Source organism: Streptomyces sp. NPDC007991 (genome assembly GCF_042958445.1).
In the GTDB taxonomy this organism is placed as follows: Bacteria; Actinomycetota; Actinomycetes; order Streptomycetales; family Streptomycetaceae; genus Streptomyces.
Window position 1 is genome coordinate 318564 of record NZ_JBIBJD010000009.1, and the last position, 14010, is coordinate 332573.

Genomic DNA, 14010 nt, shown 5'->3' on the forward strand with positions numbered 1-14010 from the left:
GTGGCACGTGACGAAAGGGCGGCGTGACCCATGACCGTGTGGGACGACCTCGTCGGGCAGGAGAGGGTGAGCGAGCAGCTGGACGCCGCCGCCCGGGACGCCGACGCCCTGGTCACCGCGGCCGCGGCCGATACGCCCCCGCCCGAGACGTCGAAGATGACACACGCGTGGCTGTTCACGGGCCCGCCCGGGGCCGGGCGGAACCAGGCGGCGCGGGCGTTCGCGGCGGCCCTGCAGTGCGTCAGCCCGGACCGGGCCCTCGGCGGCTCCCCGGGCTGCGGCTTCTGCGACGGATGCCACACGGCCCTGATCGGCACGCACGCCGACGTCACCACGGTCGCCGCGGTCGGCACGCAGATCCTCGCCGACGACATGCGCGACACGGTCCGCAAGTCGTTCACGTCACCGGCGAACGGCCGCTGGCAGGTCATCCTCGTCGAGGACGCCGAGCGGCTGAACGAGAAATCGGCCAACGCCGTCCTCAAGGCCGTGGAGGAGCCCGCCCCGCGCACGGTCTGGCTGCTGTGCGCCCCTTCCATCGAGGACGTCCTGCCGACCATCCGCTCCCGCTGCCGCCACCTGAACCTGAGTACGCCGTCGGTCGACGCCGTCGCCGACATGCTCGTACGCCGCGAGGGCATCGAGCCCGGCGTCGCCGCCGCGGCGGCCCGCGCGACCCAGGGCCATGTCGACCAGGCCCGCCGCCTGGCCACCGACCCGGCCGCGCGCGAGCGCCGTGCCGCCGTGCTGAAGCTGCCGCTGCGGGTGGAGGACATCGGCGGCGCGCTCAGGGCCGCGCAGGAGCTCGTCGACGCGGCCGCCGAGGACGCCAAGCAGCTCGCGGAGGAGACGGACGCCAAGGAGACCGAGGAGCTGAGGGCCGCCCTCGGCGCGGCCCAGGGCGGCCGGATGCCGCGCGGAACGGCGGGTGTGATCAAGGACCTGGAGGACAAGCAGAAGCGCCGCAGAACGCGCACGCAGCGCGACAGCCTCGACCTCGCCCTGACCGACCTCACGGCCTTCTACCGCGACGTCCTCGCCCTCCAGCTCGGCTCCCGCGTGGCCATCGCCAACGCGGACGCAGAGGACGCCCTCGAGCGCCTCGCCCGCGGCAGCTCCCCGGAGTCCACGCTCCGCCGCATCGAGGCGATCGCCGCCTGCCGCGACGCCCTCGACCGCAACGTGGCCCCGCTGCTCGCGGTGGAGGCCATGACGATGGCCCTCAGAGCGGGCTGAGCCGGCAGCGCGGCGCAGTTGACGGCGTAACTCGTACGAGGCACGACCCGCACGCAGGGCATCCATTCCATCGCTCAGAGTTACGCTCGCTGGATGGACACAAGGCGCACTCCCCGCTCCGCCGACCGCCCCGCCGACCGTTCCGGCGGCCTGCACCGCCGGACCCGCAGCGGAGCCAGGGCCGCGGCCGGCCTCCTCGCCGCGGCCGCACTGCTCGTCTCCGCCTGCTCCTCCGGGAGTTCGACGACGTCCGCCACGGCCGCGGCCGAGGCGGCGGAGGCGGCGGCACTGGTCGCGCTGCCGCGTTCCACCCCCGCGGCGCTCACGCCGTACTACGCCCAGAAGCCAGCCTGGCGCGGCTGCGGCGTCTCCGGCTTCGAGTGCGCCACGATCAAGGCACCGCTCGACTACGCCGAGCCCGCCGCCGGAGACATCCGGCTCGCCGTCGCCCGCAAGAAGGCCACGGGCCCGGGGAAGCGGCTGGGCTCGCTGCTGGTGAACCCCGGCGGGCCGGGAGGCTCGGCGATCGGCTACGTCCAGGCGTACGCCGGCATCGGCTACCCGGCCGAGGTCCGGGCCCGCTACGACATGGTGGCGGTCGACCCGCGCGGAGTGGCCCGCAGCGAGCCCGTGGAGTGCCTGGACGGGCCGGAGATGGACACGTACACGCAGACGGACGCCACGCCCGACGACGTCGAGGAGACCGACGGGCTGGTCGCGGCGTACCGGACGTTCGCCGAGGGCTGCGGCGCCGACGCGCCCCGGCTGCTGCGCCATGTGTCCACCGTGGAGGCGGCCCGGGACATGGACATCGTGCGGGCGGTGCTCGGCGACGAGAAGCTGAACTACGTCGGCGCCTCCTACGGTACGTTCCTCGGGGCGACGTACGCCGGGCTCTTCCCGGAGCGGTCGGGCCGGCTGGTGCTGGACGGCGCGATGGACCCGTCGCTGCCCGCCCGTCGGCTGAACCTCGAACAGACGGCGGGCTTCGACACGGCGTTCCGGTCCTTCGCGAAGGACTGCGTACGGCACGCGGACTGCCCGCTGGGCGGCGCGGGCACCTCGCCCGAGCGGGTCGGCCGGAACCTCAAGGCGTTCTTCGAGAAGCTGGACGCGCGCCCGACCGCCACCGGCGACTCCGACGGCCGCCGTCTCACCGAGTCGCTCGCCACGACGGGTGTGATCGCGGCCATGTACGACGAGGGTGCCTGGCAGCAGCTGCGCGAGGCGCTGACGTCCGCGATGAAGGAGAACGACGGCTCCGGGCTCCTCGTCCTCTCCGACGGCTACTACGAGCGGGACGCCGACGGCGGCTACAGCAACCTGATGTTCGCCAACGCGGCCGTGAACTGCCTCGACCTGCCGCCCGCCTTCGACACCCCCGACGAGGTGCGCAGGGCCCTGCCCGAGTTCGAGAAGGCGTCCCCCGTCTTCGGCGAGGGACTGGCGTGGGCCGCCCTGAACTGCGCGTACTGGCCGGTGCAGGCCACGGGTGAGGCGCAGCGCATCGAGGCGAAGGGCGCCGCCCCGATCGTCGTGGTCGGCACCACGCGCGACCCCGCGACCCCGTACCGCTGGGCGCAGGCCCTGGCCGGCCAGCTCTCCTCGGCCCGACTGCTCACGTACGAGGGCGACGGCCACACGGCGTACGGCCGCGGCAGCTCCTGCGTCGACCGGACGATCAACGCCTACCTGCTCCGCGGCACCCCTCCCACGGACGGCAAGCGCTGCTCATAGGCCTGCCCCCGGCCCTGGATAGCCCCCTCCGGGGCTCCTCCGGGGCTCCGTTGGGGCTGGTACGGAGCACCCCCGGAAACTGTGTAGACTTACCGTCGTTGCTGATCGCACCATAGTGCGGACAGCGCGCCGCCTTAGCTCAGATGGCCAGAGCAACGCACTCGTAATGCGTAGGTCTCGGGTTCGAATCCCGAAGGCGGCTCCGGCAAAGGCCAGGTCACATAGCCCGTGACCTGGCCTTTTGTGTTGCTCGGGGCGTGTCGCGTCACACAGTCGGGGTGCCGCGAGATGGCTTGGCGGGCCGAATCCTTGCCGGGCGCTGAGGAGCACGTCTTTCTGGGCGCCGGACAGGACGCCGGCCTGGAGTGCGGCACCGGTGACGACACCCTCCGGGATGAGACCGCGATACGGCTCTCGGTCGCCCGTGAGCCGGCGGACCAGCTCACCCCTCCCGGCGCGCTTCCCAGCCTGCACGTCGAGCACGGCGGCGGCCCGCATCTCGGCCAGCCGGTCGACATCGCGGTGGTGCGGGCTGGGGGCTACGTAGATCGTGCCGTGTACTGCGGGGCCGTGGACGCGGTGAGTACGACCCGGCACAGGCGGGCTCGGGCGCGGAGTTCCTCGGAGCGCAGAGGCCGGCCACGATCCTGGCCGAACGGAACGGAACGGAACGGGCGGGATGCCGCTGCCGTGGTGCAGGAATGCCGTCGGCGCCGGTGAGGGACTCGATTCAGTCATCTGGCCATCCTGCGCGGCAGATTGAAATTACAGCGCACCGGATGCCGGTCTGCCCTTACCGTGCTGAGGACGAGGAGGCTGTGTCGCCTCCCGCGGGTCCCGACACCGACAGGGGAATGGACGTCATGACGAGTGTGACCGAGGCGGGCGACCTGCCCCTCTCCGTGCGCGACTACGGGGGCGGCGGACAGGACGTGCTCCTGCTGCACGGCGGGGGACGGACGGCCGAGGACTGGGACCCCTTCGCCTCCGTGCTGCTGGAGAACGGGCTGCGGCCGGTGGCGATGGACCTCAGGAGTCACGGGGCCTCGGGGTCCGCTCCCTGGTCGTGGAGCGCCGCGGCGGACGATGTGTCGACCGTCGTGGACGCGCTGGGGCTGTCGAAGCCCATCGTCATCGGTCACTCGCTCGGCGGCATGGTCGCGGCGGTATGGGCCACGCGGCACCCGGAGTGCCGGCTCGCCGTGAACCTGGACGGGCACGGCAACCCCACCCGCCCCGACCAGCTGCTCGGCATGGACGAGGTGTCGGCCGACTGGGCCTTCGCCCACCTGGCCGAGGAGCTGGAGGACATGGCCAAGGGCATGGACGACGGGCTGCGCGAGATCATGCGTGAGATCGACGCCCTCGACCTGTTCGCCACCTACCGCGCGGCCCAGTGTCCCCTCCTCGTGGTCACCGGCGACCTGGGCAGCGAATACGCGATGCTGTTCCGGGAGCCGGCGGGGCAGGCGTGGAGCGCGGGGTTCGCCTGGCTCAAGGAGCAACTCGCGCAGCTGGACGCCGAGTCGCCGCTGGTCACCACCGCCTCCATGCCCACCGGCCACGATCCGCACCGTGAGGACCCCGAGGGCCTGGTGCTGCTGATCGCCGAGCACTTCGAGGGCTTCGCCGGTCTGCGCTGACCCGGGACGGCTCAGAGGCCGTCCACGATGACGAGGTCGAGGTCCGCGTGCCCTTCCCGCAGGGCCGCGGCCCGTCGGTACTCGGGGGACTCGTACCACTGCCGGGCCTGGCTCATCGAGGGGAACTCGATCACCACGAGCCAGGTCCCGTCCCAGCCGCCCTCGCGCGCCTCGATGTCCCCGCCGCGGATCACGAACCGTCCGCCGTACGCCTCCAGGGTGGCCGGAAACGTGGCGCTGTACCGCTTCATGCCGTCCGAGTCGTCAAAGGAGCGGACGTTGACGAGTACGTACGCGCTCATGCCGGCACGCCCTCCTCGACGGTGATGTCGACGACCACCCAGGTGGCGATCTCCCGCCACCTGGCGACGCCGTCCCGGTGGTCGGGGTGGGCCAGATAGCGTTCGACGGCGGACAGGTCGGCGAAGGTGCCGATGAGGGCGAAGTCGTAGGCCGTGGCACGGGAGTTGCGGTTCCGGCCGTGTTCCCAGGCGAGGATCTCCGGGATGTGCGCCGGGTGCGCGGCGGTCGCGGCCTCGGCGTCGACGGCGCGCGGGTCGGACCAGTCGACGCCGTCGCGGAAGCGGAAGAGCACCACATGGCGGATCACGACATCACCACCTCGGTCCCCTGCCCCGCGGCCCGGGCCGACTCCACCGCGGCGAAGCCCGCCGCCAGGTCCTGGACGGCCAGGCCCACCGACTTGAACAGGGTGCACTCGTCCAGGCCGCGCCGGCCGGGGTGCGCTCCGGTGAGCACCTCGCCCAGCTCGGCGGCGATGTGCTCCTCGCCGATCAGTCCCTCGTCGCGGGCGATCCGCAGATCTCCCGCCTCCGCCCAGGCGGACTCCCGGCTGTCGACGAACACCGACGCCGCCCGCACCACGGCCCCGCCGATCTCCCGGTGGTCGGGGAACGAGGAGCCCACGGCGTTGACATGGGCGCCGGGCGCGAGCTGTCCGGGCTCCACGAACGGCTCCCGGGCCGAGGTGACCGTGCACACCAGGTCCGCGCCGTCGAGTGCCGCCGCGACCCGGTCGGCCACCTCCACCTCCACGCCGGTCTCCTCCCGCGCCCACCGCCGGAACGCCTCGGCGCTCTCCCGGCTCCGGCTCCAGACCCGGACGCTGCGCAGCTCGCGCACGGCCGCCATCGCCTTCAGATGGCTGCGGGCCTGGGTGCCGGCGCCGAGCAGGGCCAGGTCGCCCGCGTCCGGTCCGGCGAGCGCGTCCGTGGCGACCGCGGACACCGCCGCGGTCCGGATCGCCGTCACCGACGCGGCGTCCAGCAGGGCGACGCACTCCCCGGTGTCCGGGGCGAACAGCAGGAGCACCCCGGTGACCGCGGGCCGTCCCCGCTCGATGTTGCCCGGCACGTGCAGCACCGTTTTGACCGCGAAGCCGCCCTGCTCCGGTCCGGCCGAGTGGCAGGGCATGGCGGCCATCGCCGCGCCGGCGCCGGGCGGTCGCAGGACCGTGCGCAGCGGCTGGGTCACCCGGCCCTGCGCGTGGTGGCGCATCGTCCTGCGCAGCGTCGCGATCGCCCGCTCCATGGGCAGCAGGCGCACGACGAGATCATGGTCGAGACAGAGCACGACCTTCTCCTTTCCGGGGGCCGCCGGGCCGTTCAGGCGCGGGGCTGGGGGACGGTGTCGGTGCGGGCCGGTGCGAGCGCGAACACCGACCACAGCATCCGGATGGCCCGGGAGCGGGAGACGAAGTCCAAGCCGCTGACCTGGGCCGCGAGTTCCGTGGTGAGCGCGAGATCCACCTCGCCCCGGTCCGCCATCGCGGCGGCCAGGCTGGTGGACGCGGCGGTCACGACCGTGTCCACCTGGCAGCCGGCGGGCATCAGCTCCTCGATCAGGGGTTCCGGCGCGGGGTGCGTGGCCACCGTCACCGGTCCCGCGGGCCGCCGGTCCGTCCGCGCGGCCAGCCCGTACTGCGGTGTGTCGAGGACGAAGGCGCCGGCCAGGCGCAGCCGGGGGTCCATGTAGAAGCGGGAGATCTGGGCGTAGGCGTTGGCCACGAGGAGCAGGTCGGCCTCGCGGTCCAGCACCAGCCGATGCGCCTGCTCGTAGGTCTCGCGCAGGGCGATCCGCGCCGGCCCGCCGTCCGCGGCGGGGGCCGTGCCCTCGCCGGCCTCGCCGAGCACCCGGTCGATGAGGAAGCCCGCCGCGGCCTCACTGCTGGTGCCGGTCGGGCCGAGGGTCGCGACCGTGGCGGATCCGTCCGCCGCGGCGGTGAGCGAGAGGTCCACGACGGGCCGGCCGAACCGTCTGCTGGGCGCCGGGGGCCTGTACCGATAGCCGATCATTGTCCTTGTGATCCATCCGTGCCGGGGAGTCGGAAGAGGTGGTTCTCCGGTCAGCCGTCCAGCCGGACGGGAGTGAGCCACGAGCGGTAGCGCGGCTCGGCCCCGCGGACGAGGCGGCCGTAGAGCGACCGGAGTTTCTCGGTGAGCGGGCCGGGGGCCCCGGAACCGACCGGGTGCCCGTCGATCTCGGTGACGGGCACGACCTGGCAGCCCGTGCCGACCAGGAAGACCTCGTCGGCGGTGTACAGCTCGGAGCGGGCCACCGCGCGTTCCTGTACTCGGATCCCGGCCTCGGCCGCCAGCAGTTCGAGCACGGCCGCCCTGGTGATTCCGGGCAGGATGTCGGCGTCGGTGCCGGGGGTGGCGGCGCGGCCGTCGCGGACGAGGAACAGGTTGGCCGTCGACGCCTCGGCGACGTCCCCCCGCTGGTTGAGGAAGATCACGTCGTCGTAGCCGGCCGCGGCCGCCTCGTCCATCGCCAGTGCGTTGTTGACGTAGCCTCCGGTCACCTTGGCCCGGGACGGCAGCGAACTGTCCGGGATCCGCCGCCAGGAGGTGACCGTGCAGCGCAGTCCGCGCTCGGGCATGTAGTCGCCCATCGGCAGCGCCTGGATGGTCAGGCCGCTGGTGACCCCGCGCAGCCGCACCCCGAACCGGGTGCCGGGCTCCAGGGCCCTCTTGCTGGCCAGCGGCCGCAGGTAGACGTCGCCCCGGTGGCCGAGTCGGCGCAGCAACTCGGCGCTCACGTCGACGAGTTCGTCCACGGTGTGCCCGAGGTCGATGCGCAGCAGGCGGGCCGAGTCGGCCATCCGCCGGTAGTGCTCGGCCGCCTTGAGCAGCCACAACCGGTCGTGCTCGGCGCTCCAGTAGGCCCGGATGCCCTCGAAGACGCCGGTGCCGTAGTGCAGGGCCTGGGTGCCGACGCTCAGGGCGGCGTCGCCCTCGCGGCAGAACGCTCCGTCGTGGTAGATCACGCGGTCCTGGGGTGCGGGGACGCTCATCGGGACTCCCTGCGTCGGGCCAGGGCCAGGGCGGCGCGGCGTTCGCCGCTCACCGCCCCGCGCCGGTCGTGCAGCCGCGCCGCCTTCCAGCTCACCATCGCGCCGGTCGTGGTGATCGCGCCGAGCTGCTCGTACGTCACCCGGGTCCGGCATCGCCAGCGGCTCTGCACGGCGTCGCGGATCCGCTCGGCCACGGAGCCGGCCAGGGGCCGGCCGGGGGCCTGTTCGAGGGCGACGGTGAGGACGTCCACGCCGTCCTCGGTGTCGATGGTCAGCGCGTAGTCGGCGCATCCGGTGGCCTCGGCGAGGACCGCCTCCTCCAGTTCGTAGGCGCTGACCAGTTCGCCGCCCAGTTCGACCCTGTCGCGCGCCCGGCCCAGCGGCAGCAGCAGCTGCGAGGGGTAGCGGGTGCCCGGGGCGGGGTCGGTGAGCCGCACCAGGTCGCCGGTGCGATACCGCACCAGGGGCTTGCTGCCCTGGTAGAGGTGGGTGACGACGAGTTCGCCCTGGCGGCTGCCCGACGTCTGCGGCACGGGCTGCCCGGTCTGCGGGTCCACCACCTCGTACAGCACGTTGAGCGGCACGGTGCGCAGCTGCCCGTCGGCCTCGACGGCGCCGAGGACGGACGCCTCCTGCGAGGCGTACAGGCAGTTGTAGGCGTCCGCGCCCCAGACCTCGCCGATCCGGCGCAGCAGGCCGGGGGTGGCCAGTTCGCCGGTGAGCATGAGGAAGCGGACGGCGAAGTCCCGGGCCGGGTCGAGGCCGGCCGCGGCTGCCTCCTTGGCCAGGGACAGGGCCATGCCGGGGGTGCAGAACACCGCGGTGACCCGGAGTTCGCGCAGCACCTGCAGGGCGCGTTCGAAGCCGACGACGGGGGAGTGCGGCCACATCTTGACCACTGCGCGGCCGAGGTTGCGGCACACGTCGCCGAAGGTGTCCCCGGTGGAGTGCAACTCGGTCGGGCCCAGCACCGCGACCACGTGGTCGTCGCCGTGGGCGCGGAAGATCTCGTCGTAGCAGACGGTCAGCGCCGTGTTGTTGACCAGGCTGTCGACGTTGTCCCGCGGACAGGGCGTGGCGGGGCCGGTGGTGCCGGTCGTCTCGTAGAAGACCCACGCCTCGCTGACCGGCCGGCACAGCAGGTCGAAGGTGTGCTCGCGCAGGTCGTCCTTGGTGGTGAAGGGGATCTCGGGCAGGTCCTGCGGGGTGAAGGAGTCGATGCGGGCCGGGTCGAGGCCGGCCAGCCGCTTGGCGTAGAAGGGCGAGTGGTCACGGGTGTAGCGGAGGGTGCGGCGCAGTGCCTCGGTGCGGTGCTCGTTCAGCCGGGGTGTGCTCCAGCGGCCGGCCGAGAAGGCGCGGTGGTCGGCGATCGTCCGGCGGGCGAACGCGTCCAGGCGCTCGTCGAAAAGGGTGAACATGCCGTCTCTCCCTGCGGATGGGGCGTCGCGGTGGGCGCCGGGCGGGTCGTCAGCAGCCGTGCAGCAATCGCAGTGGCCGCTCCACGCAGGACGCGACCGCGGTGAGGAAGGCCGCCGCCTGCGTGCCGTCGCAGACGCGGTGGTCGAAGGTGACGGCCAGCCGGACGGTGCTGCGCAGGGCGAGGGTGCCCTGGTGCGCCCAGGGGCGTTCGGCGATGCGGGCCACGCCGAGCATCGCCGCCTGGGGAAGGTTGATGATCGGGTCGGCGCCGTCCACGCCCAGCGGTCCGTAGTTGTTCAGGGTGAAGGTGCCGCCGGTCAGCTGCGCGGGGGTCAGCGAGCCGGACGCGGCCTCGCGCACCAGCCGGGTGGTGTCGCGGGCGAGTTGGCCGAGGGTCCGCTCGCCCGCGTCCCGCAGGACCGGCACGACCAGGCCGCGGGTGCCCTGCACGGCGATCCCCAGACCGATGGAGCGGTGCCGGGTGATGAGGGCGGCCTCGTCGTCGACGGTGGCGTTGAGCGCGGGGTGGTCGCGCAGCGCGGCCGTGCAGATCCGGGCCAGCAGCGCGACGAGCGGCATCGGCTGCCCGGTGCTGTCCGCCAGCTCCCGGCGCAGGGCGACGAGTTCGGTGGCGTCGGCCTCCAGCCAGCAGGAGGCGTGCGGGATGCCGGACCGGCCGCGCAGGTACTTGCGGGCCGCGGCCTGCTGGACGGGGATGATCTCGTCGCCGTCGGTGTCCCGGTCGTGGTGCGGCGCCGCCGCCGGGGCGGGTTCGGCGCGCAGCCGTGCGATGGCCCGGTCGACATCCACGCGCTCGATCCGGCCGTCGGGGCCGCTGCCGGTGAGCTCGGCGAGGTCGATGCCGTGGTCGCGGGCCGTCTTGCGGACGACCGGGGACACCACGGCCACCGGACCGGTGACGGCGGCGAGCACGTCCGGTCCCGCACCCGCGGGGCCCCAGCTGGGTGCTGCCTCGGGGGTGCGCACCGACATCAGCGGGCTGCCGACCTGTGCGGAGTCCCCCTCGGCGACGTTCAGGGCCTCGACCGTGCCCTCGTACGGGCAGGGCAGGTCGACGAGCGCCTTGGCCGTCTCGACCTCGGCGACGGGCTGGTCGATGACGACGGTGTCGCCGACGCCGACCAGCCAGCGCACGACCCGGCCCTCGGACAGGCCCTCGCCCAGGTCGGGCAGGACGAATTCACGCGCGGGCACGGTCGGCCTCCTCCAGGGGGTGCGCGGGGAGCGGCCGGTCCCAGCGCAGCGACCGCAGTGCGGTCAGCACGCGCTCGGCGTCCGGCAGGTGGTGGAATTCCAGGCGGGGCGGCGGATAGGGGATGTCGAGTCCGGTGACGCGCAGCACGGGGGCCTCCAGATACGAGAAGCACCGCTCCGTGACCCGTGCCGCGATCTCCGCGCCGGGTCCGCCGAAGCCGCTGGCCTCGTGCACCACGACCGCGCGGCCCGCCGCCCGTACCGCCCGGCACACCGTCTCCTCGTCGAACGGGAGCAGGCTGCGCAGGTCGACGACGGACACGGCGAGGCCGTGCCGGCGCCCGGCGAGTTCGGCGGCCTCCAGGCACAGCGGCAGCGTCGGCCCCCAGGTGATGAGCACGGCGTCGGTGCCGGGGCGCCGGACCACCGCGCGGCCGATGGGGTGGGCATCGGCGCCGGGGTGCTCGGGCGACCAGTTCTCCTTGGCCCAGTAGCTGCGCTTGGGTTCGAGGAAGACGACGGGGTCGTCGGAGGCTATGGAGTGGCGCAGCAGGTGGTAGGCGTCGGCGACGGTGCCCGGGGTGACCACGTGCAGTCCGGGGATCTGCAGGTAGTGCCCTTCGGAGGAGTCGCTGTGGTGCTCGACGGCGCCGATGCCGCCGCCGTAGGGGATGCGGACGGTCAGCGGCATCGGCAGCCGGCCGCGGGTGCGGTTGCGCATCTTCGCGACGTGGCTGGCGAGTTGTTCGAAGGCGGGGTAGGCGAAGGCGTCGAACTGCATCTCCACGACGGGGCGCAGCCCGTACATGGCCATGCCCACGGCCGCGCCGAGGAAGCCGGACTCGGTGATGGGCATGTCCGCGCAGCGCTCGGGTCCGAACCGCTCGGCGAGCCCGGACGTGATGCGGAAGACGCCGCCGAGGGCGCCGACGTCCTCGCCCAGGACGTGGACCGCGGGGTCGTCCGCCATCGCGTCGCGCAGGGCGGTGTTGAGTGCCTGGGCCATCGTCGTGCCGGTGCTCATCGGGCGCCCCCGTCGGCGGTGTCCGGGCGCGCCAGCAGGGCGGCGCGCTGCTGGGCCAGGTGCGGGGGCAGCTCGGCGTACACATGCCGGTAGAGGTCTTCCGGGCCGCCGGCGGCGGGCTGGGTGAGGCGGGCCCGCCAGCTGCGGACCAGCCGGTCGGCGGCGTCGGCCGCGGCGTCGACGCCCGCGTCGTCCAGGGCTCCGCTCGCCCGCAGATGACGCTCCATCAGCAGCAGCGGGTCGCGGTGGCGCCACGGCTCGACCTCGGCGTCGGTGCGGTAACGGGTGGGGTCGTCGGTGGTGGTGTGTCCCTCGACCCGGTAGGTGAGGGCCTCCACCAGCGTCGGTCCGCCGCCCGACCGTGCGCGCTCCAGTGCCTGGGCGAGGACCGAGTGCACGGCGAGCACGTCGTTGCCGTCGACCTGGGTGGCGGCCACGCCGTAGCCGGCGCCCTTGTCCGCGAGGGAGTCGGCGGCGCACTGGCGGCTGACCGGCACCGAGATGGCGTAGCCGTTGTTCTGCACGAGGAAGACGACGGGCGCGTCCAGCACGCCGGCCAGGGTCATCGCCTCGTGGAAGTCGCCCTCGCTGGTGGCGCCGTCGCCGAGCAGGGCGAGGACGGCCACCTCGTCGCCGGCCAGGCGCGCGGCGTGGGCGAGGCCCACCGCGTGCGCGCAGTGGGTGGCCAGCGGGGTGCACAGCGGCGCCACCCGGGTGGCCACCGGGTCGTAGCCGTTGTGCCAGTCGCCCCGCATCAGGGTGAGGGCCTCCACCGGGTCCACGCCGCGTGCCACCACGGCGACGATGTCGCGGTAGGTGGGGAACAGCCAGTCGCCCTCGTCCAGGGCGAGCGCGGCGCCGACCTGGCATGCCTCCTGCCCGGTGGTGGAGGGGTAGACGGCCAGGGTGCCCTGGAGGGCGAGGGCGGTGGCCATGTCGTTGAAGCGCCGGCCGGTGACCAGCTGTTCGTACAGCCGGGTCGCCAGGGGCACGGGCACCTCGCGGGCGCCGGGGTTCCCGAGCAGGCTCACCGGGTGGTCCGGCCGGGTCGTGGTCGGGGCAACGGTCATCGTCGGCACTCCTCGGTCGCCGGAGTCGGACGGGGCGCTGGGCGGCTCACGGGCGCAGCCGCACGGGCAGCGCCGTGAGCCCGCGGACCAGGGTGCTGTGCCGCCAGGCCAGCTCGTCGAAGCCGGTGGCGAGTGTCATCTCGGGGAAGCGGGAGACGAGCTGGCCGAACGCCACCTCGGCCTCCAGGCGGGCCAGCGGGGCGCCGACGCAGTAGTGGATGCCGTGGCCGAAGGCGACGTGGCCGCCCGGCTTGCGGGTCACGTCCAGCGTGTCGGGACCGGCGAAGCTGCGCGGGTCCCGGTTGGCGGAGCTGAGCGCGACGATGACGAACTCGCCCTCGGGGACGGTGGTGGTGCCGATGGTCATCGGCTCCTTGGTGTAGCGCAGGGTGGTCAGGTTGACCGGGCCCTCGTAGCGCAGCAGCTCCTCCACCGCGTTGGGGACGAGGCCGGGGTCCTGCCGCAGCAGGGCCCGCTGGCCGGGGTGCTGGAGCAGCGAGAGGACCCCGTTGCTGATCAGGTTGACGGTGGTCTCGTGGCCGGCCACCAGGAGCAGGAAGGCCATGGAGACCAGTTCGACCTCGGTGAGCTGGTCGTCGTCGTCGGTCGCCTGGACCAGCGCGGTGAGCAGGTCGTCGGCGGGGTGGGCGCGCTTGGCCGCGAGGAGCTTTCCGAGGTAGGCCGCCATCGCGGCGGAGTCCTCCTGCACCTTGCGGGGGTCGTTGGCGTTCGCCACCGACACGATGGTGTGGGACCAGGAGCGGAAATCGTCGCGGTCCGGCTCCGGAATTCCCAGGAGTTCGCAGATCACCGTGGTGGGGAGCGGAAAGGCGAAGGAATCGATCAGATCGACCTCGTCGTGCCGCGCCATTTCGTCTATCAGTTCCGCGCCGATCTGTTCGATCCGCGGCCGCAGCGCGGCGACCCGGCGCGTGGTGAACGCCTTGCCGACCAGGCGGCGCTGGCGGCTGTGGTCGGGCGGGTCGCTGTTGAGCATGTGTTCGACGACGGAGTTGTCGTACTTCCAGCGCCTGTTGGGGTCCGTGAAATGGCGTTCGAACAGGTGCTCCGCCGCGCTGAGCCGCTTGCTCAGCCGGGGGTCGCTCAGTGCGGCGCGGGCTTCCTTGTAGCCGGCGACGATCCAGACCTTGTGGCCGTTCGGCAGCCGGGCCTGGCGGGCTCCGCCCTCGGCGCGCAGCGCCTCGTACACCGGATACGGATCCTGGAAGAATTCATCGCCCAGAATCAAGGGACCGGATTCATCGATACCCACAGGCATTCAGCCCTCCCTTTACCGAAAGCCGCGCCGGTTCATTGCCCGTCGCATTGCAGCGATCGCTTCCAAGAGGA

General features: G+C 73.3%; 13 protein-coding genes and 1 tRNA gene. 4 read left to right on the forward strand and 10 right to left on the reverse strand.

Annotated elements, in window-relative coordinates; translation table 11 throughout:
- Positions 1-30: 30 nt before the first annotated feature.
- The 4 genes from ACFZDA_RS26795 to ACFZDA_RS26810 all read left to right on the forward strand — a co-directional run bounded on the left by ACFZDA_RS26795 (position 31) and on the right by ACFZDA_RS26810 (position 4616).
- Positions 31-1236 carry a DNA polymerase III subunit delta' gene (locus ACFZDA_RS26795; protein WP_391086234.1) on the forward strand — a complete coding sequence of 402 codons (1206 nt, stop codon included), beginning with the start codon at positions 31-33 and terminating at the stop codon, positions 1234-1236.
- A gap of 93 nt (positions 1237-1329) precedes the next feature.
- Positions 1330-2973, forward strand: coding sequence for an alpha/beta fold hydrolase (locus tag ACFZDA_RS26800; RefSeq protein ID WP_391086236.1), 1644 nt, complete (start codon positions 1330-1332; stop codon positions 2971-2973).
- A 128-nt stretch (positions 2974-3101) separates the two neighbouring features.
- Positions 3102-3175 (forward strand) — tRNA-Thr (locus ACFZDA_RS26805).
- Between the two features lie 661 nt (positions 3176-3836).
- A complete protein-coding gene (locus ACFZDA_RS26810; RefSeq protein ID WP_391086238.1) occupies positions 3837-4616 on the forward strand; it encodes an alpha/beta fold hydrolase in 780 nt (259 codons plus the stop codon).
- Between the two features lie 11 nt (positions 4617-4627).
- On the opposite strand, the gene ACFZDA_RS26815 is transcribed toward ACFZDA_RS26810, so the two are convergent.
- The 10 genes from ACFZDA_RS26815 to ACFZDA_RS26860 are packed head-to-tail and all read right to left on the reverse strand — an operon-like array spanning position 4628 to position 13939.
- Positions 4628-4918, reverse strand: a complete 291-nt coding sequence (locus tag ACFZDA_RS26815) for a DUF1330 domain-containing protein (protein WP_391086241.1) — start codon at positions 4916-4918, stop codon at positions 4628-4630.
- On the reverse strand, positions 4915-5226 hold the full coding sequence (locus tag ACFZDA_RS26820; RefSeq protein ID WP_391086243.1) for a Dabb family protein: 312 nt from the start codon (positions 5224-5226) through the stop codon (positions 4915-4917). The genes ACFZDA_RS26815 and ACFZDA_RS26820 overlap by 4 nt, the downstream gene beginning before the upstream one ends.
- The gene (locus ACFZDA_RS26825) at positions 5223-6209 is read right to left on the reverse strand and encodes an ornithine cyclodeaminase family protein (protein WP_391086245.1); all 987 of its coding nucleotides are present in this window, start codon (positions 6207-6209) and stop codon (positions 5223-5225) included. The genes ACFZDA_RS26820 and ACFZDA_RS26825 overlap by 4 nt, the downstream gene beginning before the upstream one ends.
- Positions 6210-6241: 32 nt before the next feature.
- A complete protein-coding gene (locus ACFZDA_RS26830; protein WP_391086247.1) occupies positions 6242-6931 on the reverse strand; it encodes a hypothetical protein in 690 nt (229 codons plus the stop codon).
- A 50-nt stretch (positions 6932-6981) separates the two neighbouring features.
- Positions 6982-7932, reverse strand: a complete 951-nt coding sequence (locus ACFZDA_RS26835; RefSeq protein ID WP_391086249.1) for a branched-chain amino acid transaminase — start codon at positions 7930-7932, stop codon at positions 6982-6984.
- Entirely contained in the window at positions 7929-9350 is a 1422-nt protein-coding gene (locus ACFZDA_RS26840; protein WP_391086251.1) for an AMP-binding protein, read from the reverse strand. Before ACFZDA_RS26840 ends, ACFZDA_RS26835 begins: the two co-directional genes overlap by 4 nt.
- 49 nt (positions 9351-9399) lie before the next feature.
- Positions 9400-10566 carry a 2-oxo acid dehydrogenase subunit E2 gene (locus tag ACFZDA_RS26845; protein WP_391086253.1) on the reverse strand — a complete coding sequence of 389 codons (1167 nt, stop codon included), beginning with the start codon at positions 10564-10566 and terminating at the stop codon, positions 9400-9402.
- Positions 10553-11590 carry a transketolase C-terminal domain-containing protein gene (locus tag ACFZDA_RS26850; RefSeq protein WP_391086255.1) on the reverse strand — a complete coding sequence of 346 codons (1038 nt, stop codon included), beginning with the start codon at positions 11588-11590 and terminating at the stop codon, positions 10553-10555. Before ACFZDA_RS26850 ends, ACFZDA_RS26845 begins: the two co-directional genes overlap by 14 nt.
- Positions 11587-12660: a thiamine pyrophosphate-dependent enzyme gene (locus tag ACFZDA_RS26855; RefSeq protein WP_391086257.1), complete on the reverse strand. Its 1074-nt coding sequence runs from the start codon at positions 12658-12660 to the stop codon at positions 11587-11589. The genes ACFZDA_RS26850 and ACFZDA_RS26855 overlap by 4 nt, the downstream gene beginning before the upstream one ends.
- A gap of 46 nt (positions 12661-12706) precedes the next feature.
- Positions 12707-13939, reverse strand: a complete 1233-nt coding sequence (locus tag ACFZDA_RS26860; RefSeq protein ID WP_391086259.1) for a cytochrome P450 — start codon at positions 13937-13939, stop codon at positions 12707-12709.
- Between the last annotated feature and the right edge of the window lie 71 nt (positions 13940-14010).